At 71.4% G+C, this 25,473-nt stretch carries 27 protein-coding genes and 1 pseudogene; 12 read left to right on the top strand and 16 right to left on the bottom strand.

What is annotated here, in order from left to right; genetic code table 11:
- Positions 1 to 97: 97 nt before the first annotated feature.
- The gene (locus ACWD3E_RS34515; protein WP_451391468.1) at positions 98 to 919 is read right to left on the bottom strand and encodes a lipase family protein; all 822 of its coding nucleotides are present in this window, start codon (positions 917 to 919) and stop codon (positions 98 to 100) included.
- 437 nt (positions 920 to 1,356) lie between these two features.
- On the opposite strand from ACWD3E_RS34515, the gene melC1 reads away from it, so the two are divergent.
- Positions 1,357 to 1,731, top strand: coding sequence for an apotyrosinase chaperone MelC1 (gene melC1 / locus ACWD3E_RS34520; RefSeq protein ID WP_451391469.1), 375 nt, complete (start codon positions 1,357 to 1,359; stop codon positions 1,729 to 1,731).
- 36 nt (positions 1,732 to 1,767) lie between these two features.
- Positions 1,768 to 2,589, top strand: a complete 822-nt coding sequence (gene melC2, locus ACWD3E_RS34525) for a tyrosinase MelC2 (protein WP_451391470.1) — start codon at positions 1,768 to 1,770, stop codon at positions 2,587 to 2,589.
- A 33-nt stretch (positions 2,590 to 2,622) separates the two neighbouring features.
- On the opposite strand, the gene ACWD3E_RS34530 is transcribed toward melC2, so the two are convergent.
- Both ACWD3E_RS34530 and ACWD3E_RS34535 read right to left on the bottom strand, forming a co-directional pair.
- Positions 2,623 to 3,315, bottom strand: coding sequence for a ribonuclease H family protein (locus ACWD3E_RS34530; RefSeq protein WP_451391471.1), 693 nt, complete (start codon positions 3,313 to 3,315; stop codon positions 2,623 to 2,625).
- 67 nt (positions 3,316 to 3,382) lie between these two features.
- On the bottom strand, positions 3,383 to 4,177 hold the full coding sequence (locus ACWD3E_RS34535) for a VOC family protein (RefSeq protein ID WP_451391472.1): 795 nt from the start codon (positions 4,175 to 4,177) through the stop codon (positions 3,383 to 3,385).
- A 187-nt stretch (positions 4,178 to 4,364) separates the two neighbouring features.
- Between ACWD3E_RS34535 and ACWD3E_RS34540 the strand changes: the two genes are divergently transcribed.
- The 4 genes from ACWD3E_RS34540 (at position 4,365) to ACWD3E_RS34555 (ending at position 9,071) form a co-directional block, all read left to right on the top strand.
- Positions 4,365 to 5,417 (top strand): zinc-binding alcohol dehydrogenase family protein, encoded by a 1,053-nt coding sequence (locus tag ACWD3E_RS34540; RefSeq protein ID WP_451391550.1) that lies wholly within the window; start codon positions 4,365 to 4,367, stop codon positions 5,415 to 5,417.
- Positions 5,418 to 5,633: 216 nt separating this feature from the next.
- The gene (locus ACWD3E_RS34545; protein WP_451391473.1) at positions 5,634 to 7,076 is read left to right on the top strand and encodes a family 2B encapsulin nanocompartment shell protein; all 1,443 of its coding nucleotides are present in this window, start codon (positions 5,634 to 5,636) and stop codon (positions 7,074 to 7,076) included.
- Positions 6,964 to 8,145: a family 2 encapsulin nanocompartment cargo protein terpene cyclase gene (locus ACWD3E_RS34550; RefSeq protein WP_451391551.1), complete on the top strand. Its 1,182-nt coding sequence runs from the start codon at positions 6,964 to 6,966 to the stop codon at positions 8,143 to 8,145. The genes ACWD3E_RS34545 and ACWD3E_RS34550 overlap by 113 nt, the downstream gene beginning before the upstream one ends.
- Before the next feature lie 47 nt (positions 8,146 to 8,192).
- Positions 8,193 to 9,071 (top strand): geranyl diphosphate 2-C-methyltransferase, encoded by an 879-nt coding sequence (locus ACWD3E_RS34555; protein WP_451391474.1) that lies wholly within the window; start codon positions 8,193 to 8,195, stop codon positions 9,069 to 9,071.
- An 8-nt stretch (positions 9,072 to 9,079) separates the two neighbouring features.
- Here the strand turns inward: ACWD3E_RS34555 and ACWD3E_RS34560 are convergent, their stop codons facing one another.
- The 3 genes from ACWD3E_RS34560 to ACWD3E_RS34570 form a co-directional block, all read right to left on the bottom strand.
- Positions 9,080 to 9,562 (bottom strand): VOC family protein, encoded by a 483-nt coding sequence (locus ACWD3E_RS34560; RefSeq protein WP_451391475.1) that lies wholly within the window; start codon positions 9,560 to 9,562, stop codon positions 9,080 to 9,082.
- Positions 9,563 to 9,651: 89 nt separating this feature from the next.
- Positions 9,652 to 10,029, bottom strand: a complete 378-nt coding sequence (locus tag ACWD3E_RS34565) for a helix-turn-helix domain-containing protein (RefSeq protein WP_451391476.1) — start codon at positions 10,027 to 10,029, stop codon at positions 9,652 to 9,654.
- A gap of 97 nt (positions 10,030 to 10,126) precedes the next feature.
- Positions 10,127 to 10,579 (bottom strand): ATP-binding protein, encoded by a 453-nt coding sequence (locus tag ACWD3E_RS34570; RefSeq protein ID WP_451391477.1) that lies wholly within the window; start codon positions 10,577 to 10,579, stop codon positions 10,127 to 10,129.
- Between the two features lie 309 nt (positions 10,580 to 10,888).
- Between ACWD3E_RS34570 and ACWD3E_RS34575 the strand changes: the two genes are divergently transcribed.
- Positions 10,889 to 11,455, top strand: a complete 567-nt coding sequence (locus ACWD3E_RS34575) for a hypothetical protein (RefSeq protein WP_451391553.1) — start codon at positions 10,889 to 10,891, stop codon at positions 11,453 to 11,455.
- Positions 11,456 to 11,505: 50 nt separating this feature from the next.
- Here the strand turns inward: ACWD3E_RS34575 and ACWD3E_RS34580 are convergent.
- Positions 11,506 to 12,471, bottom strand: a pseudogene (locus tag ACWD3E_RS34580) (DUF6777 domain-containing protein); the annotation flags it as partial.
- A 188-nt stretch (positions 12,472 to 12,659) separates the two neighbouring features.
- On the opposite strand from ACWD3E_RS34580, the gene ACWD3E_RS34585 reads away from it, so the two are divergent.
- Entirely contained in the window at positions 12,660 to 13,943 is a 1,284-nt protein-coding gene (locus tag ACWD3E_RS34585; protein WP_451391478.1) for a streptophobe family protein, read from the top strand.
- A 10-nt stretch (positions 13,944 to 13,953) separates the two neighbouring features.
- On the opposite strand, the gene ACWD3E_RS34590 is transcribed toward ACWD3E_RS34585, so the two are convergent.
- The 3 genes from ACWD3E_RS34590 to ACWD3E_RS34600 all read right to left on the bottom strand — a co-directional run bounded on the left by ACWD3E_RS34590 (position 13,954) and on the right by ACWD3E_RS34600 (position 16,003).
- Positions 13,954 to 14,916 carry a serine/threonine-protein kinase gene (locus ACWD3E_RS34590; RefSeq protein ID WP_451391479.1) on the bottom strand — a complete coding sequence of 321 codons (963 nt, stop codon included), beginning with the start codon at positions 14,914 to 14,916 and terminating at the stop codon, positions 13,954 to 13,956.
- Positions 14,916 to 15,476 (bottom strand): hypothetical protein, encoded by a 561-nt coding sequence (locus tag ACWD3E_RS34595; protein WP_451391480.1) that lies wholly within the window; start codon positions 15,474 to 15,476, stop codon positions 14,916 to 14,918. Before ACWD3E_RS34595 ends, ACWD3E_RS34590 begins: the two co-directional genes overlap by 1 nt.
- A gap of 116 nt (positions 15,477 to 15,592) precedes the next feature.
- Positions 15,593 to 16,003, bottom strand: a complete 411-nt coding sequence (locus ACWD3E_RS34600) for a hypothetical protein (RefSeq protein WP_451391481.1) — start codon at positions 16,001 to 16,003, stop codon at positions 15,593 to 15,595.
- 322 nt (positions 16,004 to 16,325) lie between these two features.
- Here ACWD3E_RS34600 and ACWD3E_RS34605 point away from each other — a divergent pair, with 322 nt between their 5' ends.
- Positions 16,326 to 16,727 carry a nuclear transport factor 2 family protein gene (locus ACWD3E_RS34605; RefSeq protein WP_451391482.1) on the top strand — a complete coding sequence of 134 codons (402 nt, stop codon included), beginning with the start codon at positions 16,326 to 16,328 and terminating at the stop codon, positions 16,725 to 16,727.
- A gap of 55 nt (positions 16,728 to 16,782) precedes the next feature.
- Here ACWD3E_RS34605 and mgrA read toward each other — a convergent pair whose 3' ends face one another.
- Positions 16,783 to 17,775, bottom strand: a complete 993-nt coding sequence (gene mgrA, locus ACWD3E_RS34610) for an L-glyceraldehyde 3-phosphate reductase (RefSeq protein ID WP_451391483.1) — start codon at positions 17,773 to 17,775, stop codon at positions 16,783 to 16,785.
- Positions 17,776 to 17,885: 110 nt separating this feature from the next.
- On the opposite strand from mgrA, the gene ACWD3E_RS34615 reads away from it, so the two are divergent.
- The 3 genes from ACWD3E_RS34615 (at position 17,886) to ACWD3E_RS34625 (ending at position 21,387) form a co-directional block, all read left to right on the top strand.
- Complete coding sequence (locus ACWD3E_RS34615; RefSeq protein WP_451391484.1) at positions 17,886 to 18,779, top strand: LysR substrate-binding domain-containing protein; 894 nt, start codon at positions 17,886 to 17,888, stop codon at positions 18,777 to 18,779.
- Between the two features lie 434 nt (positions 18,780 to 19,213).
- Entirely contained in the window at positions 19,214 to 20,665 is a 1,452-nt protein-coding gene (locus ACWD3E_RS34620; RefSeq protein ID WP_451391485.1) for an FAD-dependent monooxygenase, read from the top strand.
- A gap of 206 nt (positions 20,666 to 20,871) precedes the next feature.
- The gene (locus tag ACWD3E_RS34625; protein WP_451391486.1) at positions 20,872 to 21,387 is read left to right on the top strand and encodes a mycothiol transferase; all 516 of its coding nucleotides are present in this window, start codon (positions 20,872 to 20,874) and stop codon (positions 21,385 to 21,387) included.
- Here the strand turns inward: ACWD3E_RS34625 and ACWD3E_RS34630 are convergent.
- The 5 genes from ACWD3E_RS34630 to ACWD3E_RS34650 all read right to left on the bottom strand — a co-directional run bounded on the left by ACWD3E_RS34630 (position 21,369) and on the right by ACWD3E_RS34650 (position 25,392).
- On the bottom strand, positions 21,369 to 22,448 hold the full coding sequence (locus ACWD3E_RS34630; RefSeq protein ID WP_451391487.1) for an adenosine deaminase: 1,080 nt from the start codon (positions 22,446 to 22,448) through the stop codon (positions 21,369 to 21,371). The two genes, ACWD3E_RS34625 and ACWD3E_RS34630, sit on opposite strands and share 19 nt — an antisense overlap.
- Before the next feature lie 41 nt (positions 22,449 to 22,489).
- Positions 22,490 to 22,885 (bottom strand): VOC family protein, encoded by a 396-nt coding sequence (locus ACWD3E_RS34635; protein WP_451352735.1) that lies wholly within the window; start codon positions 22,883 to 22,885, stop codon positions 22,490 to 22,492.
- A 129-nt stretch (positions 22,886 to 23,014) separates the two neighbouring features.
- Positions 23,015 to 23,944: a M48 family metalloprotease gene (locus tag ACWD3E_RS34640; protein ID WP_451391488.1), complete on the bottom strand. Its 930-nt coding sequence runs from the start codon at positions 23,942 to 23,944 to the stop codon at positions 23,015 to 23,017.
- On the bottom strand, positions 23,941 to 24,321 hold the full coding sequence (locus ACWD3E_RS34645; RefSeq protein WP_451391489.1) for a BlaI/MecI/CopY family transcriptional regulator: 381 nt from the start codon (positions 24,319 to 24,321) through the stop codon (positions 23,941 to 23,943). Before ACWD3E_RS34645 ends, ACWD3E_RS34640 begins: the two co-directional genes overlap by 4 nt.
- 144 nt (positions 24,322 to 24,465) lie before the next feature.
- Positions 24,466 to 25,392 carry an aldo/keto reductase gene (locus tag ACWD3E_RS34650; RefSeq protein ID WP_451391552.1) on the bottom strand — a complete coding sequence of 309 codons (927 nt, stop codon included), beginning with the start codon at positions 25,390 to 25,392 and terminating at the stop codon, positions 24,466 to 24,468.
- Between the last annotated feature and the right edge of the window lie 81 nt (positions 25,393 to 25,473).

Here is a 25,473-nt window from a genome sequence, read left to right on the forward strand (position 1 = left end):
CCTGCGGACGTCTCGAAATGCTCGGTGAATAAGAATTCACCCTATCGAGTGAATGACGATTCACCAATACACTTCGGCCGGCACTCCGCCCGGTCCGTCAGGCGAGGTTCTTCTCCAAGGCGGCCAGGTAGCTGCCCATGAAGTGGTCACGGACGCCGTCGGAGGCGGGCGCGAAGGGGTCGGCGGTCAGCCCCCTGGCCCGGTCGCCGAGCGCCGACAGCATCGGCATCGCCTCGCGCACCCTGCCCTGCGAGTCGATGTACCGCAGCGCCTTGACATGGGTGAAGGCGGGCTCCGGTGGGAGTTGGGGCACGACGTCGTTGTTGTTGACGAAGCGGAACATCCGCCCGCCGAACCCCTTGTTGAACGCTTCGGCAAGCAGCCGGTCGCAGGTGCGGGGCTGGCCGTAGGTGTAGACACCCTCCGCGGCCAGGTGCGGCTCCTCCAGGTAGAGGCGGGCGCCGGCCAGCATGGCGAGCGCTCCGCCCAGGCTGTGCCCCGTGAAGTAGACGGTCTGGCCGTCGGTGCGCAGCTCCGCGAGGGCGTCATGGACGACCGGGTAGACCGACGCCAGGGCCTCGGCGAACCCGTGGTGGACGTAGCCGTTGCCACCGGGGCCGGGCCAGGGCGGAGTGGTGGCGTCGGAGAGCCAGTCCTTGATCTGGGCGGGCTCGGTGCCGCGGAACGCCGTGACGATCATCCCGTCGCCGGCCATCGTGTACGCCTGGGTGTCCTGCAGCGGGAAGGGCGGTGTGAAGCGGGTGTGATGATGCCTCACCTCGTCGAAGCCCCACTGGGCGGCCTGCTTCTCGATGGTGGCGCAGTCCTTGTAGGCGAGATCGGCCGCACGCGCCAGCCAGTAGGCGCGCTCCAGGCTGTAGCCGGTCGAGGAGTGGTCGAACGTGACGGGTACGGCCATGGGCAGGACTCCTTCAATACGGGGTGGGGGGAGTGAAGGACCAGCTCTTGTCGGCGCCGGGAAGGTCCATGTAGCGGGGCGGGGCGGGCGACGAGCGAGTATGCACCCGCCCGACAGTCACCCAAAGTGATAGATCGGTTTCGCAGAGTAGCAAACCGCCGGGACGTCCGATCGCGTCAGTTTCACACCGTGAGCCGCGCCACTCGAACGGGCGACCGACAGGAAAGATCACCGGAAAGCGGTGCACCTCAGCAAGGAATTCCCCGTTCCGCAACGGAGGGCGGCCTGCCACAGCAAGATCGTCTTTGTTCAACTCTATACGACATGTGGCTAATTGTCCGGATCATAGCCAACCGGTTCCGGGCGATTTCTTGCGGTCCGTGGCAGCCCGATAGGCATGCGGAGTCATCACCGAACTCCCCCACAGGAGAACCCGTATGCCCGACATCACCCGCCGCCGCGCGCTCACCACCGCGGCCACCCTCGCCGCCGCGGCCGGCGCCGGCACGCTCCTCGCGCCCGCCGCCTCGGCCGCCGAGCACCACCACGGTGCCCCCGCATCCTTCGACGAGGTCTACAAGGGCCGCCGGATACAGGGCCGTCCGATGAGCGGAGGCGGTCACCACCACGAACACGGTGGCGGCTACGGCGTGTTCGTCGACGGAGTGCAGCTGCACGTGATGCAGAACGCCGACGGCAGCTGGATAAGCGTTGTGAGCCACTACGACCCGGTGTCCACACCGCGCGCCGCCGCCCGCGCCGCGGTGGACGAGCTGCAGGGCGCCCAGCTGCTGCCGTTCCCCGCCAACTGACCGCCCCCGCAAGGACACTCCGGAGTACCGCGCACCATGACCATACGCAAGAACCAGGCCACTCTGACCGCCGCGGAGAAGCAGGCGTTCGTCAACGCCGTCCTCGAACTCAAGCGCAGCGGACGCTACGACGAGTTCGTCCGCACGCACAACGCCTTCATCATGTCCGACACCGACTCCGGTGAGCGGACCGGCCACCGCTCGCCGTCCTTCCTGCCGTGGCACCGCAGATTCCTGCTCGACTTCGAGCAGGCCCTGCAGTCGGTGGACTCCTCGGTCGCGCTGCCGTACTGGGACTGGAGCACGGACCGCACGCTGCGCTCGTCGCTCTGGGCGCCGGACTTCCTCGGCGGCACCGGGCGCAGCACGGACGGCCGGGTGATGGACGGCCCGTTCGCCGCCTCCACCGGGAACTGGACGATCAGCGTGCGCGTGGACGCGCGTACCTTCCTGCGCCGCTCGCTCGGCACGAGCGTGCGCGAGCTGCCGACCCGCGCGGAGGTGGAGTCGGTGCTCGCGATGACGACGTACGACGCGGCGCCGTACAACAGCGCCTCGGACGGCTTCCGCAACAACCTGGAGGGCTGGCGCGGCGTCAACCTGCACAACCGGGTGCATGTGTGGGTCGGCGGCCAGATGTCCACCGGGGTCTCCCCCAACGACCCGGTGTTCTGGCTGCACCACGCCTATGTCGACAAGCTGTGGGCCGAGTGGCAGGCCCGACACCCCGACGCCGCGTACGTGCCGGCCGGCGAGACCCCCGACGTGGTCGACCTGAACGACACGATGAAGCCGTGGAACGACGTGCGCCCGGCCGACCTGCTCGACCACACCGCGTTCTACACCTTCGACTCCTGACCGGCGCGTCGGAACGCCTGACCGGAGCGCCGGTCAGGCCTCGGCCGTACGGCACTCCGGGTGGCCCCAGCCCTGCGCGTTCTTGGCGATGGACTCGCCCGCGGCGTAGGAGCGACCGCACTGGCAGCGGCCGGGGAACTTCGCCTTGATGGTGCGCGAGGACGCTCCGCCGCCGGTGCGGCGGGGCGCCTTGCGGCGCGCGGTGGCCGCCTTCGGCGTCTCGGGCGACGGGGGCGGCTCGGCGGAGCCGAGCGCGCTGCCGGCCGGCTCCTGGACGGAGGCCGCCTGGCTGGCAGCGCGGTCGGCGAAGTCGTTCAGCGGGTCGCCGTCGACCTGGTGGGCGGGTACGTAGCGGAACTCGACCGAGCGGCCGTCGAGGAGCTCGTCGATGCGGACCACCAGGTCCTGGTTGGCGACCGGCTTGCCCGCGGACGTCTTCCAGCCGTTGCGCTTCCAGCCGGGCAGCCAGCTGGTGACGGCCTTCATCGCGTACTGGGAGTCCATCCGGATCTCCAGCGGCACATCCGGGTCGACGGACGCGAGCAGCCGTTCCAGCGCCGTCAGCTCGGCCACGTTGTTGGTCGCCCGGCCGAGCGGGCCGGCCTCCCAGCGGGCCGGGGTCCGCTCGTCGTCCGAGACCACCCACGCCCATCCGGCCGGTCCGGGGTTTCCCTTCGAAGCCCCGTCGCACGCGGCCACCACACGTTCACGCATGGGCTCGATCATGCCATGGCCGCACCGGGCGCCGGTCCGGCCCCGGTGCGGCCCGGGTCCGGGCCCCGTCCGGGCCGCGTCAGGCCTCCGCGAACCTCGGCATCTCGCCCTCGGTGGTCGTGACGTCGATCACCGAGAAGTTCGCACCCTGCGGATCGCTGAGCGCCGCGAACCGCCCGAAGGGGCTGCTCATCGGCCCGAAGCGCAGGACGGCGCCGCGCTTGGTGGCCCGGGCCACGGCCGCGTCGCAGTCGTCGACGCCGAAGTACACATTGATGTACGACGGGACCTCGGGCGGGAACTCGTCGGTCATCCGCATCCGGCCGAGGACCGTCTCGTCACCGATGTTGAAGACCCGGAAGTCGACCCCGTCGTCCTCCAGCTGCTTGGCGACATAGGGGAAGACCGAGGTGAGGAACGTGTCCGTCCGCTCGGGTTCGCGGGTGAAGACCTCGGCCCAGTTGTAGGCGCCGGGGGTCGCCATCGCCTCGAAGCCCTCATGGGTGCCCGCCTGCCAGACGCCGAACACGGCTCCGCCGGGCTCCCTGGCCAGGCACATCGTGCCGAAATCGCCGACCTGCATCGGCTCCATCAGCACCTCGCCGCCGTTCTCCCTGATCTTCGCGGCGGTCGCGGCGGCGTCCGGCGAGGCGAAGTACAGGCACCACTGCGACTGGCCCTCCTGACCGGGCATGGGCGGGACGACCGCGGCCACCGCCTTGCCGTTCACATAGGCCTGCGTGTAGTTGCCGTACTCCGACGCGGCCTCGCCGAAGGTCCAGCCGAGAACATCGCCGTAGAAGTCCTTGGCCCCCTCGACGTCGCTGAACATCGCGTCGGCCCAACAGGGGGTTCCTTCAGGTTGCACGGCCATGACGCAGCCTCCTGGTCTCTCAGCCGGACGGGTGATCGGTGAAGACGGTTGTCCCGGATTTTCACGCTAGCCATCCCGCGGCCCGCACGCGCGCCGAACGGGTGCACTGGCGGACACTGGAATTGCGAACGGGCGGCCGAGAACGCGCAGCGGCGGCCGAAGACGCGAACGAGTGGCGGAAGACGCGATGCGGGCGTGGTCGGTGGTACGGCCGGGGCCGGTCGAGGACGGACCGCTCCGGCTCATGGAGCGGCCGGTTCCGGTGCCCGGCAGGGACGAGTTGCTGGTACGGGTGCGGGCCTGCGGGGTGTGCCGGACCGATCTGCACGTCGCCGAGGGCGACCTGCCGGTGCACCGGGCCGGGGTGACCCCGGGCCACGAGGTCGTCGGCGAGGTCGCGGCCACCGGGGCCTGGGTCCGGGACTTCGCCGTGGGCGACCGGGTGGGCGTGCCCTGGCTGCGCCGCACCGACGGGGTGTGCGCGTACTGCGTGCGGGGCGCCGAGAACCTGTGCCCGCACTCGGAGTACACCGGCTGGGACGCCGACGGCGGGTATGCCGAGTACACCACCGTCCCGGCCGAATTCGCCTACTCGCTGCCCGGCGCCCTGGCCGACGTGGCGACGGCGCCGCTGCTGTGCGCCGGGATCATCGGCCACCGCGCGCTGCGCCGCACCGGGCTGCCCGAGGGCGGCCGGCTCGGACTGTACGGCTTCGGGGGCAGCGCGCATCTGTGCGCGCAGGTGGCGCTCGCCGAGGGGGCCACGGTGCACGTGGTCACCCGGGGTGACGCGGCCCGGCGGCTGGCCCTGGAGCTGGGCGCGGCCTCCGCGCACGAGCTCCCCGGGCCGCCGCCGGAACCGCTGGACGCGGCGATCCTGTTCGCCCCGGCCGGTGAGCTGGTCCCGGTCGCGCTGCGCGCCCTCGACCGGGGCGGGGTACTGGCGATCGCGGGCATCCACCTGAGCGACGTACCGCCCCTGCACTACGAGACCGAGCTGTTCTACGAGCGGGAACTGCGCAGCGTCACCTCCAACACCCGTGCGGACGGCCGGGAGTTCCTGTCCCTCGCCGCGCGGTACGGCGTGCACGCGACCACGCACGCCTATCCGCTGTCCGAGGCGCCGAGGGCCCTGGCGGACCTGAAGGCGGGTCGCTTCGACGGGGCGGCCGTCCTGGTGAACGACCTGTCCTTACCTGGCCTGTCCTCAGCCGACCCCTCCTTACCCGACCTCACCTGAGCGGGCCGGGGAGGGGCACACCGGCGCCCGAGGACCGCGCCGCGCGGCCCGTGCCTCGACCGCCGGGTTTGCGACTCCGGGCAGCAGATCCGCCCCCTTCGCGCCGTACCGGGCACCTCACCAGGCCTGTTTGGCTTGGTCCGAGCGCATCACCACCACGCTCACCACCCATCGATCCGGTCACCCCTGTTCGTTCACCGCTCCGCTGGAGGGAAAGTGTCCACACCGGACAGCGCCACCGGTTCCGCCGTCGACGAACCCGTCCCCGAACCCACGCTCGACGGGCAGCTCACGAGCCTCGGCACCCGGGCGGCACGCCAGCTCACCACCACCACCAAGTCCGAACCCCAGATGCAGGCCATCACCTCACGATGGCTGCTGAAGTCCCTGCCCTGGGTGGACGTCAAAGGCGGCACCTACCGGGTCAACCGCCGGCTGAACCTGCGCACGGGACGCGGCCGGGTGCACTTCGAGCTCAACGGCGCCGACGACATCCGGGTCGTCCCCGAGACGCTGACCGAACTGCCGATCCTGCGCGGCTACCGCGACCTCGACGTCCTGCGAGAGATGGCCACCCGCTTCCGTTCCCGTGAAGTGCGACCCGGGCAGGTGCTGTTCGAGGCGGGCCAGCCCGTCACGGAGGCGTACCTCGTCGCCCACGGCCGCTTCACCCGCTACACCAACGGCAAGTACGGCGACGAGGAGATCATCGGGGTCGTCTCCGACGGCGACCAGCTGGGCGACGAGGCCGTGGGGCAGTCCGACCCGCTGTGGCTGGCCTCGGTGCGGGCCGACACCGCGGCAGTGGTGCTGTCGCTGCCCTGGAGCGTCGTCCAGGAGTTCAGCGACCGGGTGCCGTCCCTCGCGGCCCACCTGGAGGCCTATGCCGAGCGGCAGCGCAGGCCCATGAACCGCAAGGGCGAGGCCGAGGTGCCGGTGCAGGCCGGCCATGTGGGCGAGCAGACGCTGCCCGGCGGCTTCGTGGACTACGAACTCGCCCCGCGCGAATACGAGTTGTCCCTCACCCAGACCGTGCTGCGGGTCCACACCCGCGTCGCCGACCTCTACAACGACCCCATGGACCAGACGGCGCAGCAGCTCCGGCTGACCGTCGAGGAGATCCGCGAGCGCCAGGAGTGGGAGCTGGTCAACAACCGGGATTTCGGGCTGCTGCACAACGTCGACTACGGGCAGCGGATCAGCAGCCTCACCGGCCCGCCGACCCCGGACGACATGGACGAACTGCTGTCGATGCGGCGCAAGACCAAGGTCTTCCTCGCCCATCCGAAGGCCATCGCGGCGTTCTTCCGGCAGTGCAACCGGCGCGGCCTCGTCCCCGGCACCGCGAGCGTCGACGGCCACGAGGTCCCGGCCTGGCGCGGTGTGCCCATCTTCCCGTGCAGCAAGATTCCCATCAGCGAGGACCACACGAGCAGCATCATCGCGCTGCGCACCGGCGAGGCCGACCAGGGCGTCATCGGCCTCTACCAGACCGGCATCCCGGAGGAGTACCAGCCCGGTCTCAACGTCCGTTTCATGGGCATCGATTCAGCCGCGATCATCAACTATCTCGTCACCGCGTACTACTCACTGGCCATCCTCGTCCCCGACGCGGCGGGGATCCTGGAGAACGTCCAGATCGGCCGGATCCCCGAGTGACGGCCCGGAGCGCCCCATGACCACACCCACACCTTCGTACACGCTGCCCGGGCCACCGAACATCGCCCAGAGCCTGCGCAGCACGCGGCGCACCGGGGTGATCCCCGGGCTGCACCACCGGCCGGCCGTTCCCGCCGACCCGGACAAGGCCGCGGAGATCGACCGCCGACTGGAGGCCTGGGCCCGTGAGCTGGACCTGTTCCCGCAGGCCTGGCGCGGGGACTTCTCCGGCTTCCAGTTCGGCCGGGCCGTCGCGCTGCAGCATCCGGGCGGCCTCGACCTGGACCGGCTCACCGCCGCCGGCAAGCTGCTGCTCGCCGAGAACGTCGTCGACTCCTGCTACTGCGAGGAGGACGAGGGCCGGGGCGGACAACGGCGCGGCCTGGGCGGCCCGTTGATCCTGGCCCAGTCGGCGCTCGACCCGTACCACGGCGTCCCGGAGCTGGAGGAGGAGTGGCGCCAGGGCATGCGGACCGACGGTCCGCTGCGCTCGTACCAGTTCGCCCTCGCGGACTACGCCGCTTTCGCCACGCCCAGCCAGACCGACCGGTTCGTGCACGACATGGCCCGGCTGCACCTGGGCTATCTCGCCGAGGCCGCCTGGATGGAGACCCGGTACGTGCCACGGGTCTGGGAGTACCTGGTGATGCGGCAGTTCAACAACTTCCGGCCGTGTCTGTCGCTCGTCGACGCCGTGGACGGCTACGAACTGCCCGAACAGGTCTACGCCCGCCCCGAGATCCAGCGCATCACCGCCCTGGCGTGCAACGCCACGACGATCGTCAACGACCTGTACTCCTTCACCAAGGAGCTGGCGAGCGATCCGGACCATCTCAACCTGCCCCAGGTGGTGGCGGCCAACGACCTCCGCGGGCTGAAGGCCGCCTACCTGAAGTCCGTCGAGATCCACAACCGGATCATGGAGGCCTTCGAGGAGGAGTCCGCGGCCCTGTCCGCCACCTCGCCCCTCGTGGAGCGGTACGCCCAGGGGCTTGCCGCCTGGGTGTCCGGCAACCACGAGTGGCACGCCACCAACACCCATCGCTACCACCTGCCCGACTACTGGTAGAACAGCGCGACCTGAAACACCGTCACATGTACGAATAGGAGTCACAGTTGACCACCGCCCCTGCTCGACCCACGGCACCGGCGCCGGTGCCGGCCCAGTCCACGTACCAGACCCGTGTCGCGGACTACTGGAACGCGGAAGAGAACCCGGTCAACCTCGAACTCGGCAGGATCGACGACCTGTACCACCACCACTACGGCATCGGAGCCGCCGACCGCTCGGTGCTGGACGAACCCGACCCGGTCCGCCGCCGCGACCGCCTCACCGCCGAGCTGCACCGCCTGGAGCACGCCCAGGCCGAGCTGCTCGCCTCCTACCTCGGCCCGCTCACCCCGGACGACCGGGTCTTCGACGCCGGCTGCGGCCGGGGCGGCGGCAGCGTCACGGCCCATCTGCGCTACGGCTGCCACGCTGACGGCGTCACGCTCTCCGAGAAGCAGGCCGGGTTCGCCAACGAGCAGGCGCGCGCCCGGGGCATGGACGACAAGGTGCGCTACCACCACCGCAACATGCTGGACACCGGCTTCGCGTCGGACGCGTACGCGGCATCCTGGAACAACGAGTCCACCATGTACGTCGAGCTGGACCTGCTGTTCGCCGAGCACGCCCGGCTGCTGCGGCGCGGCGGACGGTACGTGGTGATCACCGGTTGCTACAACGACACCTACGGGCGGGCATCACGCGAGGTGTCGCTGATCAACGCGCACTACATCTGTGACATCCATCCGCGCTCGGAGTACTTCAGGGCGATGGCCCGCCACCGCCTGGTGCCGGTCCATGTGGAGGACCTGACCGAGGCGACGATCCCGTACTGGGAACTGCGCAAGGAGGCCGAGCATCTGGTCACGGGCGTCGAGGACACGTTCCTCGACGCCTACCGCAACGGCAGCTTCCAGTACCTGCTGATCGCGGCCGACCGGATCTGACGGCGGGGTCACTCCCCGGCGTAGGCCTGCTCCAGGGCCGCGACGTCCAGCTTGCCCATGCTCAGCATGGCGCGGGTGGTGCGCGCGGCCCTTTCCGGGTCGGGGTCGCCGAGCAGGTCGATCAGCCGGCCGTAGACCACCTGCCAAGAGACTCCGTACTTGTCCTTGAGCCAGCCGCAGGGGCCGCCCTCGCCACCGTCCTCCGTGAGCTTGGTCCAGTAGTAGTCGATCTCCTCCTGGTCGGCACAGTGGATCTGGAAGGAGACGGCCTCGTTGAAGGTGAACTGCGGGCCGCCGTTGAGCGCGACGAACTTCTGGCCGTTGGCCGTGAACTCCACGGCCAACACGGAGCCGGCCGGTCCGGGGCCGGCCTCCGTGTGGTGGCCGACGCGGCCGATGGCGGAGTTCTTGAACACGGACACGTAGAAACGCGCGGCCTCCTCGGCCTGTCCGTCGAACCAGAGACAGGTGGTGAATCCGTCGGTCGCCATGAGTACCTCCTGGAGCGTGGAACGCGGTCACCTGTGTCGACCGATCCTCGCCGGGAAACTCATCGGTCACCGGACCGACACGCGCCCCGTCAGGCGGCCAGGCAGAGCCCGTTGTACGGCCGGGCGGGCGCGTGCCGGCGCACGGTGCTCGTCTGCCGGGCCAGTTCGCTGTGGACCCGGGAGAGCAGGTCACCGAGGCCCAGGCCGAGGGCGCGGGCCGCGGCGGCGAGCACCTCGGAGGACGCCTCCTTGCGGCCACGCTCGACCTCGGACAGGTAGGGCAGCGAGATCCGGGCCGCTTCCGCCACCTCCTTGAGCGTGCGCTCCTGCGCCTGCCGCTCGCGGCGCAGCACGTCACCGACCAGGTCGCGCCACAGCGGCTCCTTGGGCGCGGGCGCGTCCGGGCGCGCGGGCGTCGCGGGGCGCAGGGGGATCACTCGGGCTTCCTCGCTCACCTTGTTGCTCATCCCGTCAGCCTAGGAGCCGCCGGCGCAAAGGCGAGGGCATTCCGCCCTGGGTGAATCCCGGACCGGACATACCGGACTGGAAGCAGCCCGCCTTCGCTCAGCGGCTCAGCTCGACGCGTGCGCGTATCCGCTTGCCGACGGGCACCCGCTCCACCGTGACCTCGGCGGCCAGGGCGTGCACGATCTCCAGTCCGTGCCGCCCGACACGTTCGGGGTCCTTCGGGAAGACACGGGGCAGGGCGGAGCTGCTGTCGTACACGGCCACCGTGACCACGGAGTCCGTGCCCTCCAGGTCGAGGATGTAGGGGCCGTTGCTGTGCCGCTCCGCGTTGGTGACCAGTTCGCTGACGACCAGCAGCAGCTCGCCGTCCGCACGGCTGTCGATGGTGGCGCACCACTCGGTGCGCAGCTGCTGGAGAAAGTGGGCCGCGAAGGCGCGCGCCTCGGCGATGCATCCGGGTTCGCCGGTGTAGTGGGCCGCGCGTCGCAGCGGCTCCACGGGTACGTCGAAACCAGTCGGTATCACTGCCCCGCCCAGGTGCTCGGTCATGCTGTCTCTCTCGTAAGCCCGGTCCGTCCGGTCGTCGGCTGTTGCTTCAGTCCTCGTACCCCGACCCGGGCCCGGCAGTCCCCCGCCGCGTTCGCCGAGCGCGCACAGTGGCAATCGTCACGCCGTCCGGGGCGTCCCGAAAGAGAGCGTACGCCCGCTCACGACTGCTGTTCGCCGGTCGGCGGCTGCGGCCCCACCGGGGCGCCGGAGGTCTCCGGGGCCCCGCCGGTCGTCTCGGGGATCGCCGGCCCGGGCGGGGAGCCCTGGGAGGGCTGCTCCGAGGACTGCTCCGAGGACTGCCGCGCGGACGTGGTCGTCTCCGACGACGGAGGGCCCGACGTCGGTGACTCCGACGACACCGACGGCGACGGCGAGGTGGGCGACTCGGACGACGACGAGCTCGACGACGACTCGGGCGACGACGACTTCGACTCCGGCGACGAAGACTTCGACTCGGGCGACGAAGACTTCGACTCCGGCGACGAAGACTTCGACTCGGGTGGCGACGACTTCGACTCGGACGACGAAGAGGACGGCGACGAGGACGAAGAGGACGAGGAGGGCGAGGAAGAGGACGAGGACGGCGACGAAGAGGACTTCGACGGCGAGGCGGACGAGGACGAGGGCGAAGAGGAGGACGACGACGAAGAGCTGGACGACGACGAAGAGCTGGACGAACTGGACGAACTGGACGAGGACGAGGACGACGAGGGACTGCGGCTGCCCGAGGTCGACGTCGACGGGCAGGGCGTCTGGCGGGAGCCCGGCATCCCGGTCGTACCCGGCGTGGACGCGCAGGGGTTCGGCGGGATCCAGGGGTGCTTGTCCACCGGCGGCCGGGTGTGCTCGTCGTGGTGGCCGGTGTCGCCCCGGTAGCGGTGGAACCAGTCGTTGTGGTGGACGTCGTAGATCACGAAGACCTTGATGACGATCGGCGCGGGGGTGACGACGACGACGTTCGCCGGCCGGTACGAGGCCCAGTGGTCGCCCGTCGCCCGGGGCGTGGTGCGCTGGGCGACCGGCGGGGTCAGCGGGTTGCCGCAGGCGCAGCGCAGCCGGGGCACACCGTGCCCGTCGACCAGGGCGGCGGTGCCGGCCTGGAGGACGGCCTGGTAGCCGGTGGCGGAGCCGTTGCGGTAGCCGTGGTTGGTGACGCGGGTGTCCGCGCGCAGCTGCACCGGGGTGAGCGAGCGCAGGTAGGCCGAGACGCTGGAGGGGGCGACACCGGCCGCGGAGGCCCAGGCGCGGCTCTTGGCCGGGTCGGCCTGGAGGGCCTTGATCTGGGCCGCGACGTCGCAGGCGGAGACGCGCTGGGTGCCGGCGTACAGGCCGGGCGCGCCGCCCTGTACCCCGCGTACCTCGTTGGCCGGGACCGAGGGCGCGGCGGGGGCGGAGCCCGGGTGCTGGGTGGAAGCCGAGGGCTGGGCGGAGCCCGGGGGCCTGGTCGAACCCGGAGGCTGGACGGAACCCGGGGGCTGGACGGAACCCGGGGGCTGAGCGGAACCCGGGGGCTGAGCGGAACCCGGGGGCTGGGCGGAGGCCGGGGGCTGAGCCGAACTCTCCTTCGCCGCCGACTTGGTGACCGTCGACTTGGTGAAGGGGTCCTGGCCGGTGCTGCTCGCGGCCTGCAGGAAGACCTCACCGCGTTTGGCGGAGCTGCCGCCGTTCGGGCGGGTGAAGACCACCGCGAGGACGACGGCCGCGACCAGGGCGGCCGAGAGCGCGGCGACGCGTGGCACGGACTTCCACCACGGCTGGTGCGGTCCTCCGGGCGCGGCCCCGCCGCCGGGGGGCGGCGGACCGGCGGGGGGCTTGGAGGATCCCGACAGGGGGCCGGAGGGCGGCCCGGTGGGGCGGCCCGATGACGGAGGTTCGACGCTCACGGCACTCATTCCCGTCGCGATGCGCGGCCTGTCTCGGAAAAGACCCCGTCGCAATGCGCGGCTTTTCTGACGAAACTCACGTGTGGCGCATTTTGATGCGCCACGTGCCTATTGTGTGCTCCGATCGGGTGGGGCTCGCAAGCCGACGCGGACGGCCCGCCCGGCGGTGTCCGCCGAGGCTGCCTAGCGTGGCAAGGGTGAGCCCTCCGACCGTCCCCGTGCCGCCCGCCCCCGCAGCGCCCGTCGCCCGCCACGGCTGGGCACAGGCCGTGGCCGCTGTGCTGACCGGACTGGCCGTCATGGCGCTGGTGGCGGCGCTGGGCCTTTGGGCGGCCGGAGCGACGGGCCTGCCGGACGGGGCGTTTCCCCGGGTGGTCGCCGCGACCGTGGTCACCTCCGTCGGCGGCAGCATCGAACTCTCCGGAAACGCGGGGGCTCTGGCGCGGACGCAGGCCGGTCTCAACGTGATCCCGCTGTCGGTGACCCTCGCCGGTGCCCTGGTGATCGGCGCGGGCTTCCTCCGGCCGCTGCGGCACCGGGCGGTCGCCTCGGCCCGCGAACTGGCGGGCTGGGCGGCCCGGATCGCGGGGCTGTGGCTGCTCGTGCTGATCGGCCTCGCCCTGGGCGCCCGGCAGACCTTCGCCGTCGACGTGGGCAGCGGCACCCTCGCCGAACTCGCCGGCCTGTTCTCCGCCGAGCCACGGGTCGGCTTCACCACGGACGTGCCGCTGAGCGTGCTGTTCGGACTGCTGTGGCTGGCCGGGGTGCTGCTGCTGGCCCTGCTGGTAGCGCGCGGGGCACCGCTGCCGGGGCGGCTGCTGCGCTTCCAGGAGTCGGTGCGCCCGGCCGCGCACGCGATGGTGGTCCTGCTGCTGGCCTACGTCGCCGTCGCCCTGGTCATCGCACTGGTGACGGCGGCGACGCGCGGGCACCCGGCCACGACGTTCGCGGTGATCCTGCTCGGGCTGCCCAATCTGGCGTGGCTGGCGCTCACCCTGGGCCTGGGCGCGACCTGGCACGGCCGCGTGGCGGGCCCGTTCGGGCTGCCGGTGCCGCATGTGCTGGACGAGATCCTGCGCACCCCGGACGTCTCCGCGCTGAACCTGCGCACGCTCACCGCCCACGACGGCCGGTGGTGGTGGCTCGTGGTGGTGGTCGCGGTGCTGCTGCTCGCGGTCGCCGTCCAGATGGCCGTACGCGCACCGGCCCGCGTCCGCATCTGGCAGCACGCCCTGCACCTGGCCGTCGCACTCGCCCTGACCGTCCTCATGATCTGCCTGGTGGGCCGGGTCTCGGCGCACTACGGCCTGTCCCTGCTCGGCATCGGAAACCTGGGCGGCGGCCTGACCGGGGAACTCTTCCTCAAGCCGGGGCTGTGGCAGGCGGTGGGCCTCGCGACACTGTGGGGGCTGGCCGCCGGGTTCCTGGGCGGCCTGCTGGCCCTGCCGGTACGGCGCCTCGTCGCGACACACACGCCATAAGGGCCGTGTCTCACTCGTGGAACACGGGCTCCGCCCAGTGCGGAGGCGGAGGGGCCGGGGGCGCCGGGTGGCCCTCCGCCGCGGCGGATGCAGAGCCGGGGGTCATGGCCGCACGCAGGGCGGCGACGAAGTCGAGGCAGGTGTCGTAGCGGGCGTCCGGGCTCTTGGCGAGGGCCTTGGCGAACACGGGGTCGGCGGCCCGGCCGAGGTCCGGGCGGGCCTCGCTCGGCGGGGGCGGCTCGTCGTACTGGTGGGCCCAGAGCAGGGCCATGTCGTCCTCGCGCTGGAAGGGCGGCCGGCCGGCGAGGGTCTCGTAGACGACGCAGGCCAGGCCGTAGACGTCGCAGCGGCCGTCGACAGGGCGGCCGGAGATCTGCTCGGGGGCGACGTAGTCGAGGGTGCCGACGAACTGCCCGACGCTGGTGAACCCGGTCAAGGACAGCGACTTCTTCGTCAGCCCGAAGTCGGTGAGGTACACGTGCTCGGGGTGGTCGCTGTCGGTGCCCTCCGCGACCAGGATGTTGCCGGGCTTGACGTCCCGGTGCACCAGGCCGTGCTCGTGGGCGGCGTCCAGCGCGGACGCCACCTGGGCGGCGATCCGGACCGCGTCCGGCAACTCCAACGGGCCGTGCTCGTCGAGGAGATGACGCAGATCGCTGCCGGAGACGTACCGCATCGCGATGTACAGCACGCCGTCCGTCTCGCCGGCCTCGAAGACGGGCACGATGTGCGGGTGGTCGATCGCGGCGGCGACCCGGGACTCGTGGGTGAAGCGCTGCCGGAAGGTGTCGTTGCGGGCGAGTTCCGGGGCGAGCAGCTTGAGCGCGACCGTCCGGTCCAGGCGCAGATCGCGGGCGCGGTAGACGACGGCCATGCCGCCACGCCCCACCTCGCTCTCGATCAGGTAGTTCGCCACCTTCCGGCCGACGAGCTCGGAGGGCCGGCCGGAGAACAGGCTCGTCTGCCCGGCCATCAGCGCTCACCCTCAGGTGCGACCAGCCGGGTCGGGGCGTGCCCGGGATCGTCGGCGCCTGTGACCGCCCGGTCGGTGGCGTAGGTGCTCAGCCGGCGACCGTCGCCGTACGCCCACTTCCCTTCCTCCGGGTCGTACACCCACAGGGACTCCCCGTCGACCACGAGCCCGATGCGCAGCCCCTGGGTGCGGCTCTCGAAGGTCTCCCCGTCGAGGGCGCCTGCCGCCAGCTCCTCCACCGCGGCCCGGTACTCGGCCAGGGCCTGCTCGGCGCGGGCCAGCAGGGGCAGCGGGTCTGCGGCGGCGTCGGTGCCCTCGGCGGCGGGCGGGTCCTGGGGTACGGCGACCAACTGGCGGCTGTCGACCCAGGCGGCCCAGCCGTTGGCGCAGCAGATGTGCCCCCAGTCGCCGAGCCGCTCCACCAGCTGCACCGGCAGCAGGGGATCGAGGGGAAGGGTGGGCCGGGCCGGGTCGGGGGCCTCCCAGGCGGCCATGCCATGGGGTGGGACCACATGGGTGGGGCGGAATCCCTGGCCCGGCGGTGTTCGCGCAGCTGTCATCGGGCGCCTGCCTCGACGAGTTCGGGCGCTGTCGGGGTCACCGGACGCTCCGCCATGGCCAGAATTCTACCGATTCGCTCACATGTGCGCCCGTGTGGGCGGGGCCGGTGACGCAGTCAGGCCACGGGGACGACGAGCGGCGGGAGCGTGCGCTGCATGCGCAGCGCGTCGACGGACTCGGCGAGCAGTTCGTACTCGGTGGTGTCGTCGCTCGCGGCGATCCGCACCAGTCGCCCGCCCGATAACTCGTCGGCGACCAGTTCCTGCCGGACGTCGTCGGCGCACCAGGCCCGCAGCAGCGCGGGAACGTCGGCGACCGTGTCGGCGACCGGGACCAGCGCGCCCGCCGGGAAGACTGCACCCTCGGGAGTCGGATCGAGCCGTTCGGCGATCCAGGACGCCCGGTCACGCAGCCACCACAGGGCCAGCGCCAGGGTCGGTGCCCGGTACGTGCCGAGCGGTACGCCGATGCGCCGTCCGCCGGCCATGCCGTACGCGGTGACATGGCACAGGAATTCGTCGTGCACGATCACTCCCCCGTCGCCTCGCTGTGCGCCGACCAGGCCCGGTTCCTGTGCGGCTCCTGTCCGGTGAAGTGCCCCTGGCGTTCGAGTATCGACACTCCCGAAACACTGTCACCATGACTTTCCGGCCACACTCCTGGCATATTCATCGCCCGTTCTGACCGAGAATGCACCGGCTGTACGGGCGCGACAGGGACGCTTGTGATTACGCGAGAGGTAATCGACCGGCCCCTCGGGGCTCGGGCATGGTGGTCACACCGGATCGGCGAACCCTCAGATCCGACTCCTGACCAGCAGATACTTCCTCGATGGAGGCTGATTCACCATGTCCGTGAACACCGACCGTTACGAGAGCGCCGCCGCCCGTTACTTCGAGGCCTGGAATGCCACCCATCCGGAAGCCATTGCAAAGGCCGTCGCCGCCGCCTGGACCGCCGACGGCGGCTACACCGACCCCCTCGCCGAGGTCCGCGGGCACGAGCAGATCGCGGCCGTGATCGCGGCGGTCCACGAGCAGTTCCCGGGATTCGTGTTCGTGCCGCTCGGCATCGTGGACGGACACCACGACACCGCGCGCTTCGCCTGGGAGCTGGTGAACGAGGCTGGGGGTACCCCCTCTGGGGGAGGTTCGGCGCCGGTCGCCGGGTTCGACGTGGTCACACTGGACGAGGAGGGCCGGATCCGGCAGGTGCTGGGGTTCCTGGACCGGGTGCCGGTCAGCGTTTGAGACGCGAGCGCCCAGAGGGAGGAGGGCGCCACGCCCTCCTCCTCCACCTGCCGTCCTACGGCCGCACGAGCGCGTCGATGCGCGCCAGCTCCTCCGCGTCGAAGTCGAGGTTGCGGACGGCTCCGACACTGTCCTCGATCTGCCGCGCGCTGCTCGCGCCGACCAGGGCGGAGGTGACCCGGCCGCCGCGCAGCACCCAGGCCAGGGCGAGCTGGGCCAGGGTCTGACCGCGGGACTTGGCGAGCTCGTCCAGGGCGCGCAACCGGCCGACCAGGTCCTCGGTGACGGCGTCCGAGTTCAGGAAGGGGCTGTCGCTCGCGGCCCGGGAGTCCTCGGGGATGCCGTCGAGGTAGCGGCCGGTGAGCAGGCCCTGCTCCAGCGGGGAGTAGGCGATCGAGCCGACCTGGAGTTCGTCCAGCGCGTCGAGCAGGCCCTCGTCCTCGGGGCGCCGGTCGAGCATCGAGTAGCGCGGCTGATGGATGAGCAGCGGGGTGCCCAGCTCGCCCAGGATGCGGGCGGCCTCCCGGGTCTGCTCCGCCGAGTAGTTGGAGACGCCGACGTAGAGCGCCTTGCCCTGCTGCACCGCGGAGTGCAGGGCGCCCATCGTCTCCTCCAGCGGAGTCTTCGGGTCGAAGCGGTGCGAGTAGAAGACGTCGACGTAGTCCAGGCCCATCCGCTTCAGGCTCTGGTCCAGCGAGGAGCGCAGGTACTTGCGGGAGCCCCATTCGCCGTACGGGCCGGGCCACATGAGATACCCCGCCTTGGTGGAGATGACCAGCTCGTCGCGGTACGGCGCGAAGTCCGCCTTCAGCGCGTCGCCGAGCGCGGACTCCGCGGCGCCGGGCGGCGGGCCGTAGTTGTTGGCCAGGTCGAAGTGGGTGACGCCGAGGTCGAAGGCGCGGCGCAGGATGGCGCGCTGGGTCTCGACGGGCCGGTCGGGGCCGAAGTTGTGCCACAGGCCGAGCGACAGCGCGGGAAGCTTCAGGCCGCTGCGCCCGGTACGCCGGTAGGGCATGTCGGCGTAGCGGTCGGGGTGTGCGGTGTACAACGCGACTCCAGAGGGGTTGGCACACGGTCTACCGGTCCACTCTTCCCCGGGAGCCGGGCAGCGGTCCAACAGGAGAATCCGATGGAATTCAGCGGATAGGCTTCTCAATCATGGAACTGCGCCATCTTCAGCACTTCGTCGCGGTCGCCGAGGACCAGCACTTCACCCGGGCCGCCGAACGCCTGATGGTGTCCCAGTCGGGTCTGTCCGCCTCCATCCGGGCGCTGGAACGGGAGCTGCGGGCACCCCTGTTCGTGCGCACCACCCGCCGGGTGACGCTGACCGAGGCGGGGCGCGCGCTGCTGGTGGAGGCCGAGCGGATCCTGGCTCAGGTGCGCTCGGCGCACGAGGCGGTCGCCGCGGTGCAGGGCGTGCTGCGCGGCACGCTGGCGCTGGGGACCGAGCAGTGCATCGCCGGGGTGCATGTGGCGCGGCTGCTGGCAGCGTTCCGGGGCCGGCATCCGGACGTGGAGATCCGGCTGCGGCAGGCCGGTTCGGGCGCGCTGGCCGAGGAGGTCGCGGCGGGCCGGCTCGACCTGGCGTTCGCGTACCGCACGCAGGCGGACTCCGACCAGCTGCGCTCGGTGTCCCTGACCAGCGAGCCGATGACCGTGCTGTGCCACGGCGGCCACCGCCTCGCCGCGGCCGGCGCCGTGCTCACGCCGGAAGACCTGGCCGGGGAGGTCTTCGTCGACTTCCAGCCGGACTGGGGCCCGCGCCGCACCACGGACGCCGCCTTCGCCGCGGCCGGGGTCCGGCGGACGGTGGCGCTGGAGGTCAACGACGTGCACGGGCTGCTGGACCTGGTCGAGGAGAACCTCGGCATCGCGGTCGTCCCCCGGCACTTCCGGCACAAGCGGCCCACGCTCACGGCGCTCCCGCTGACGGACACGGACGAGGCCGCGTACGAGACCGTCGCCCTGCTGCCGCCGGAGCGGGCCACCAGCCCGGCGGCCCGCGCCCTGGTCACCCTCCTCGCGACACACGGCCGTGGTTGGCACTGAGATTGATCATGGTCGCCCGGCACAGTGGCAGGGGCTGCGCCGAGTTTCCCGGGAAGATTGATAATCCCTCTCGGGTGACGGCTACCGTCCGCCGAGTGCCGGTGGAATTCCTGACTGATGAGCAGGCGGCTATCTGGGCCTTTCTGCATTGGCCGTTCTGAGCTGGGCTTTTGTGTGGCTGACAGTGTCAGCTTCGTATCCGTGGAGTTCCCCATTCGCGCGAGGCCGGCGAGACCGGTGAGACGTGCTTCGCCACGCGGTCTCTTCTCATCCTCGTCTGCGACTCCACCGAGCACCTGTACACCTACTTACAGATACCTCCGCCCGAATCGCGGAGGGTCTGCCCCCCCGAGCAATCCAAAGCAATCCACTGCGGACGGAAAGCCCGGCGGGCCGCCGGGCCGATGTCCTCTGTCCGGAAAAGGAATCTCCCCATGATCGACGTCATCATCGCGGGCGCCGGACCCAACGGCCTGATGCTCGCCTGCGAACTCGCCCTGGGCGGCGCGAGCCCCCTCGTCTTAGAACGCCTCACCGAACCGTCCAGCGAGCAGCGCGCACAGGGTTTGGTCGGCCAGGTCGTCCGCATGCTCGACCGGCGCGGAATGTACGAGCGGCTGACCACACCCGGTGCCACACCCGAGCCGGCGCCCAGTTTCGTGTTCGGCGCGTTCCCGCTCGACCTGAACGACCTGGCGGACAACCCGCTCTACACCTTGACGGTGCCCCAGCAAAAGGTCGAGCAGATGCTCGCTGAGCGCGCGGCCGAACTGGGCGTCGAGGTCCGCCGCGGCCACGAGGTCACCGGCCTGACGCAGGGCGAGGACTCGGTGACGGTCGAGCTGCGCGGGGGGGAGTCGGTGGAGGCGGCGTTCTTGGTCGGCGCCGACGGCGGGCACAGTACGGTCCGCAAGCTCACCGGCATCGAGTTCCGCGGCGTGACCACGGACAACTCGGTGACGCGCACTGCACACGTGAGCGTGCCCTCGGAGATGATCGGTGCTGATGGCGGCTTGGTCGTACCCGGTTTCGGTGTCCTACCGCCGTTTCGACACGTGCGCACTGAACACGGCATGATCGCCTGGGCACCGTTCCAGGGCGATCCGATGATCGGCACACAGGAGTGGGATCGGCCGGCCGAGGGTGAGGCTTCACTTGAGGAGCTTCAGGCCAGCGCCTCCCGGATCCTCGGCGCGGACCTGCCGCTCCACCCGCCGACCGGACCGGGACCACACGTGATGAGACGGCTGCTCGGCAGCAACACCCGGGTCGCGTCGCAATACCGCGCGGGCCGCGTGTTCCTGCTCGGTGACGCCGCGCACGTGCACTCGACGATCGGCAGCCCGGGGCTCAATCTGGGCCTGCAGGATGCGGTGAACCTCGGTTGGAAGCTGGCCGCGGAACTGCGCGGCCACGCGCCGAAGGGTCTGCTGGACACCTACGAGTCGGAGCGCTCCCCGGTGGCGCGGCGGGTCGCCATGAGCACCCAGTCGCAGTCACTGCTGATCGGCCCGGGCAATGATGTGACGGCCTTCCGTGAACTGTTCGGCGAGCTGCTCGCTCAGCCTGCGACACGGCAGCACATTGCGAATCTGCTGTCCGGCGCGGACATCACCTACGACATGGGGCCGGCGACCGGACCGCTCGTCGGCCGATGGGCGCCGGACCTGCCGGGCCTGCGCGAATTGACCTGCACCGGCCGCCCGCTCCTTCTGGACCCCACCGGCAAACTCGATGCGGGCGTTTGGGCGTCGCACGTCAACACCGTGACCGTCCCAGAACTCGACACCGCACTGCTTCTCAGGCCCGACTGCTATGTCGCCTGGCAAGGCACCACGGACGATGGCTTGTACGAAGCGCTGGAGGCCTGGTTCAGGGCAGCCTGATCTCTGACAAATGAACAGATGCGAGAGTTCTGCGACAGGCCCCGGAACGATTACGTTTCCATAGGCCGCCGTTAGCAGAAAGCCTCTCGAAACCCCGGCGTTCTGCGAGACAGTTCCGGCAGAATGCCGGGGTATATCACTGTCCGCGAACGGGCAGGCGGCGCATTCCGCACGCGCGAGCCACGGTGATGCGCGATGGTGGACCCATGCTTGCGAAGGACATCCTCATCGACGGCTACGGCCGCATCCAGGAAGAAGTCCACGCCGCCCTCGACGGCCTCGGACCGACCGAGCTGCACGCCCGCCCGGCCCCCGGCTCCAACTCCATCGCCTGGCTCGTCTGGCATCTGACCAGGGTGCAGGACGACCACATCGCCGACGCCTTCGACCTCGACCAGGTATGGCTCTCCCAGGGCTGGCAGAAGCGCTTCGGCCTCGACCTGCCGCGCGACGACACCGGTTACGGTCACGATCCCGCCAAAGTCGCGAAGGTGCGGGTGGAGTCGGCGGGCCCGCTCGCCGAGTACTACGACGCCGTGCACGAGCAGACGCTCGGCGCCCTGCGCACCCTCGCCGCCAAGGATCTGGAGCGGATCGTGGACGTGCGCTGGGACCCTCCGGTCACCCTGGGGGTGCGCCTGGTGAGCGTCCTGTCCGACGACCTTCAGCACGTCGGACAGGCCGCCTACCTCAAGGGGCTGGTTCAGAGCGCGGCGGCGTAACCCGGCAGGACCACGTCCTCGATGAGGGCGCGTCGCTCGTCGAACGGGATGAACGCGCTCTTGAGGGCGTTCACCGTGACCGTGCGCAGGTCCTCGACGGTCCAGCCGGCCTCCTCGACCAGCAGGGACATCTCGCGGGTCATCGTCGTACCGGACACCAGACGGTTGTCCGTGTTGAGGGTGACCCGGAAGCCCAGGTTCTTCAGGGCCGTGATCGGGTGCTCGGCTATCGAGGTGGCGCAGCCCGTCTGGAGGTTGGAGGTGGGGCACATCTCCAGCGCGATCCGGCGGTCGCGGACCCAGGACGCGAGGCGGCCGAGCTTGCCGGCCGCGAGGTCGGGGATGTCCTCCGTGATGCGCACGCCGTGGCCGAGGCGCTGGGCGCCGCACACCTGCACGGCCTGGTGGATGCTGGGCAGGCCGTGCGCCTCACCGGCGTGGATGGTGAAGGGCACGCTCTCGCGGCGCAGGTGCTCGAAGGCGTCCAGGTGGTCGGCGGGCGGGAAGCCGTCCTCGGCACCGGCGATGTCGAAGCCGACGACACCGGCGTCGCGGTAGGCGACGGCAAGGTCGGCGGCCTCGCGGACCCGGTCGAACATCCGCATGCCGCACAGCAGGGTGCCGACCCGGACCGGGGTGCCCGCGGCGGCGGCCTTCGCCATGCCCGCGGCGAGACCCTCCTGGACGGCCTCCACGACCTCGTTCAGGGTCAGCCCGCCCTGGGTGTTCAGCTCGGGGGCGTAGCGCACCTCGGCGTAGACGACGCCGTCGGCGGCGAGGTCGAGGACGTACTCCTCGGCGACGCGCAGCAGGCCCTCGCGGTTCTGCATGACGGCGAGGGTGTGCTCGAAGGTGGCGATGTAGCGGACCAGGTCGCCGGAGTTGGCGGCCTCGAAGTACCAGGCGGCCAGCTCGTCCGGGTCGGTGGTGGGCAGGGTGTGGCCGACCGCAGCCGCGAGCTCGACGACGGTGGCGGGGCGCAGGCCGCCGTCGAGGTGGTCGTGCAGGACGGCCTTGGGGAGCCGGCGGAGGGTCTCGATGTCGATGCGGGGCGCGGTCATGGGCGTGCTTCCTCGGCAGGTGGTGCGGGGTGGGCGGTGGTTCAGGCGGTGGCCGGCTGGAGCAGGTCCCAGCGGTTGCCGTACAGGTCCTGGAAGACGGCGACGGTGCCGTACGGCTCGTGCCGCGGCTCCTCCAGGAAGGTCACGCCGGCGGCCGTCATGCGGGCGTGGTCGCGGGCGAAGTCGTCGGTGTGCAGGAAGAACCCCACGCGTCCGCCGGTCTGGTCGCCGATCCGGGCCCGCTGTTCGTCGCCCTTGGCGCGGGCGAGCAGCAGGCCTGTGCCGGTGCTGTCCGGACCGGGTTCCACGACGACCCAGCGGGAGCCGTCCGGCCGGGGCGCGTCCTCGGCCAGCCGGAATCCGAGGGCCTCGGTGTAGAAGCGGATCGCCTCGTCGTAGTCGTCGACCACGAGGGCGACCAGGGCAACGCGTCGCATCGGGACCTTCCGGTGGAGGTGGTTAGCGGGTGAGGTTATACGTAAAACTACGCAGGCGCCAGTCCCTGGTCTACGCGCGTCCGCGTGGGGTGGGAGCGGGCTGTGGACGTGGCGGCGGGTGCGCCCTGGTCAGGGCCTCGCGTCGCCCTGGGCGACCTCGACCCGGTGGTGGAAGTCGGCCATGCCGGTGACGGAGGCCACGCAGGAGACGGCCGTGCAGGCGAGCAGCAGGGCGGCGATCAGGCGGCCGGCCCGATGGGGACGGCGCGGCGCGGCCAGCAGCGCCTGGACGCGCTGCGGGACGGGGCCGGTGGTCGCGGCGGCGGCGAAGTCGGGGCGGGCGGAGCGGGAGGACTGCCCGGCGAGGGCCGCGCGGGCGATGGCGCGGGCCGCCAGGCGCCGGTCGCCGACAAGGGCAGCGGCGGCCTCGTCGGCCGCCCGCTCCGCGGCGAGCCTGACGGTGTCGCGGACCGGGCGCAGGGCGGGGTGGCAGTGGGCGGCGAGTTCGGCGGCGGCGAGGAAGTAGTGGTGGCCGCCTTCGTTGTGGGCCCGCTCGTGGGCGAACAGTGCCTCCCGCTCGGGGCCGTCGAGGCTGCGCAGCATCGCGGTGGTGACGACGATCCGGTGCGGGCGGCCGGGCAGGGCGTACGCGTCCGGGCGGGGCGAGTCCACCACGCACAGGTCACCGGCGGCGGGCCCGCGCCCGGCCTCCGTGCGGGCGGCGCGGAAGGCACGGGTCTGGTGCAGCACAGAGCGGACGAGGGTCCAGCCGCACACGGCAAGGGCGCCGACGGAGACGGCCGCGGCCGGGACCACGAAGAGGGCGGAGGCCGTGTGCAGCGGGTGGACCAGCTCGCCGAGCGCGGCGAAGAGGGGCAGCCGGAGCAGCCCGGTGAGCACGAACGCGCCGAGCGCGGCCAGCGAGCAGCCCGCGAGGACGAGCGCACAGGCGGTGACGGCCCACAGCGCGGCGACCGGGGCCAGCCGGTCGAGGGCACGCCGGGCCAGCGCCGGGAGAGCGAACGGCAGCAGCAGGGGCAGCAGGAGCAGTGCGGTCATCGGCCGTCGGGTTCGAGCAGGTCGCGCAGGATGCGTTCGTCGTCGGGGCTCAGCTGGGCGACGAAGCGGGCCAGGACCGTCTCACGGTCGTTGTCGCGGTCGAGTTCGCTGTGCATCCGGCGCGCGGTGAGGCCCTGGGCGTCCCGGGCCTCCCTGGCGGGGTAATAGGCGTAGCCGCGGCCCTGCCGCTCCCGCTTGACCACGCCCTTGTCGTGCAGCCGGGCGAGGATCGTCGTGACCGTGGTGCGGGCGAGGCCTGCGCCGAGGCTCCGCTGGACCTGGCCGGGCGTCTGGGGCGCGCCGGCGGCCCAGAGCGCGGCCATGACGCTCGCTTCGAGTTCACCGGCCGGCCGGCGTTCGTCCTTGGCCTCGGTCATGGGAACGTTCCTCACTCCGTCCTGGTCCACGGCATCGGATGACCGTCTACTGGATTGTAGTCAGCCGGGTGCCGTCCACAGGGTGCGCGGCGAGCCCATTATGCGAACCGATGATGAACGGACTACCGCCACCGGCGCACGCCGTCAGGCCGCCCGGCGCAGCTCGTCCAGCCGGCCCAGCTCCTCCGCCGTGAGCTTCAGGGCGCCTGCGGCTACGTTGTCGGCGAGGTGGTCCGGGTTGCCGGTGCCGGGGATGGCGAGCACGTGCGGACCCTGGTGCAGGGTCCACGCGATGCGCACCTGCGCGGCGCTCACGCCGTGCGCGCGGGCGATCGCGTGCACCTCGTCCTCCTGCCGGGCGGCGACAGCACCGCGCTCAGCGCCCTCGCCCGCGACGGCGTAGAAGGGCACGAAGGCGATGCCCCGCTCGCCGCACATCCGCAGGAGTTCGTCGCCGTCAGGGTCGGGGGCGGCCAGTCCGTACCGGTTCTGCACGGCGACCACGGGCGCGATCTCCAGCGCCTCGGTGAGGTGCCGGGGTTCGACGGCGGAGATCCCGAGGTGGCGGATCATTCCGGCGTCGCGCAGTTCGGCGAGCGCGCCGAAGTGCTCGGCGATGGAGTCCTGGCGCATGCGGCGGAGGTAGACGAGGTCCAGGTGGTCGCGGCCGAGCTGGCGCAGGTTCTCCTCGACGTGGCCGCGCAGCTGGTCGGGGCGGGCGGAGGTGCCCCACTCGCCGGAGTACTCGCGGAAGGGGCCGACCTTGGTGGCGATCAGCAGGTCGTCGGCGTACGGGGCGAGCGCGGTGTTGATGAGCTCGTTGGCGGAGCGCAGGGCGGAGAAGTAGAACGCTGCGGTGTCGATGTGGTTCACGCCGAGTTCCACGGCCCTGCGCAGGACGGCGAGCGAGCGGGCGCGGTCGCTGGGCGTACCGAGGTGGAAGGCGGCGCTGCCCGTGAGCCGCATCGCGCCGAAGCCGAGGCGGTGGACGGGCAGTTCGCCGAGGGTGAAGGTGCCGGAGGCGTCCGCGGTGATGATCGTTTCAGCAGTCATCGGCGGAGTTTCGCACATCCGCCCTGAGCCGCGGAGGTCAGCCGGGCGGCTTGGCCAGGCCGCCTTGCGGTGGGCGGAGCATCGGACGCGTACAGCCGT

The sequence above is a fragment of the Streptomyces sp. NPDC002676 genome (assembly GCF_053592455.1).

Excerpts from the sequence above, each read along its gene's own strand:
- ACWD3E_RS34515 (WP_451391468.1), bottom strand. The coding sequence starts at position 919 with ATGGCCGTACCCGTCACGTTCGACCACTCCTCGACCGGCTACAGCCTG.
- melC1 (WP_451391469.1), top strand. The coding sequence starts at position 1,357 with ATGCCCGACATCACCCGCCGCCGCGCGCTCACCACCGCGGCCACCCTC.
- melC2 (WP_451391470.1), top strand. The coding sequence starts at position 1,768 with ATGACCATACGCAAGAACCAGGCCACTCTGACCGCCGCGGAGAAGCAG.
- ACWD3E_RS34530 (WP_451391471.1), bottom strand. The coding sequence starts at position 3,315 with ATGATCGAGCCCATGCGTGAACGTGTGGTGGCCGCGTGCGACGGGGCT.
- ACWD3E_RS34535 (WP_451391472.1), bottom strand. The coding sequence starts at position 4,177 with ATGGCCGTGCAACCTGAAGGAACCCCCTGTTGGGCCGACGCGATGTTC.
- ACWD3E_RS34540 (WP_451391550.1), top strand. The coding sequence starts at position 4,365 with ATGCGGGCGTGGTCGGTGGTACGGCCGGGGCCGGTCGAGGACGGACCG.
- ACWD3E_RS34560 (WP_451391475.1), bottom strand. The coding sequence starts at position 9,562 with ATGGCGACCGACGGATTCACCACCTGTCTCTGGTTCGACGGACAGGCC.
- ACWD3E_RS34565 (WP_451391476.1), bottom strand. The coding sequence starts at position 10,029 with ATGAGCAACAAGGTGAGCGAGGAAGCCCGAGTGATCCCCCTGCGCCCC.
- ACWD3E_RS34570 (WP_451391477.1), bottom strand. The coding sequence starts at position 10,579 with ATGACCGAGCACCTGGGCGGGGCAGTGATACCGACTGGTTTCGACGTA.
- ACWD3E_RS34590 (WP_451391479.1), bottom strand. The coding sequence starts at position 14,916 with ATGGCCGGGCAGACGAGCCTGTTCTCCGGCCGGCCCTCCGAGCTCGTC.
- ACWD3E_RS34595 (WP_451391480.1), bottom strand. The coding sequence starts at position 15,476 with ATGACAGCTGCGCGAACACCGCCGGGCCAGGGATTCCGCCCCACCCAT.
- ACWD3E_RS34605 (WP_451391482.1), top strand. The coding sequence starts at position 16,326 with ATGTCCGTGAACACCGACCGTTACGAGAGCGCCGCCGCCCGTTACTTC.
- ACWD3E_RS34615 (WP_451391484.1), top strand. The coding sequence starts at position 17,886 with ATGGAACTGCGCCATCTTCAGCACTTCGTCGCGGTCGCCGAGGACCAG.
- ACWD3E_RS34620 (WP_451391485.1), top strand. The coding sequence starts at position 19,214 with ATGATCGACGTCATCATCGCGGGCGCCGGACCCAACGGCCTGATGCTC.
- ACWD3E_RS34625 (WP_451391486.1), top strand. The coding sequence starts at position 20,872 with ATGCTTGCGAAGGACATCCTCATCGACGGCTACGGCCGCATCCAGGAA.
- ACWD3E_RS34630 (WP_451391487.1), bottom strand. The coding sequence starts at position 22,448 with ATGACCGCGCCCCGCATCGACATCGAGACCCTCCGCCGGCTCCCCAAG.
- ACWD3E_RS34635 (WP_451352735.1), bottom strand. The coding sequence starts at position 22,885 with ATGCGACGCGTTGCCCTGGTCGCCCTCGTGGTCGACGACTACGACGAG.
- ACWD3E_RS34640 (WP_451391488.1), bottom strand. The coding sequence starts at position 23,944 with ATGACCGCACTGCTCCTGCTGCCCCTGCTGCTGCCGTTCGCTCTCCCG.
- ACWD3E_RS34645 (WP_451391489.1), bottom strand. The coding sequence starts at position 24,321 with ATGACCGAGGCCAAGGACGAACGCCGGCCGGCCGGTGAACTCGAAGCG.
- ACWD3E_RS34650 (WP_451391552.1), bottom strand. The coding sequence starts at position 25,392 with ATGTGCGAAACTCCGCCGATGACTGCTGAAACGATCATCACCGCGGAC.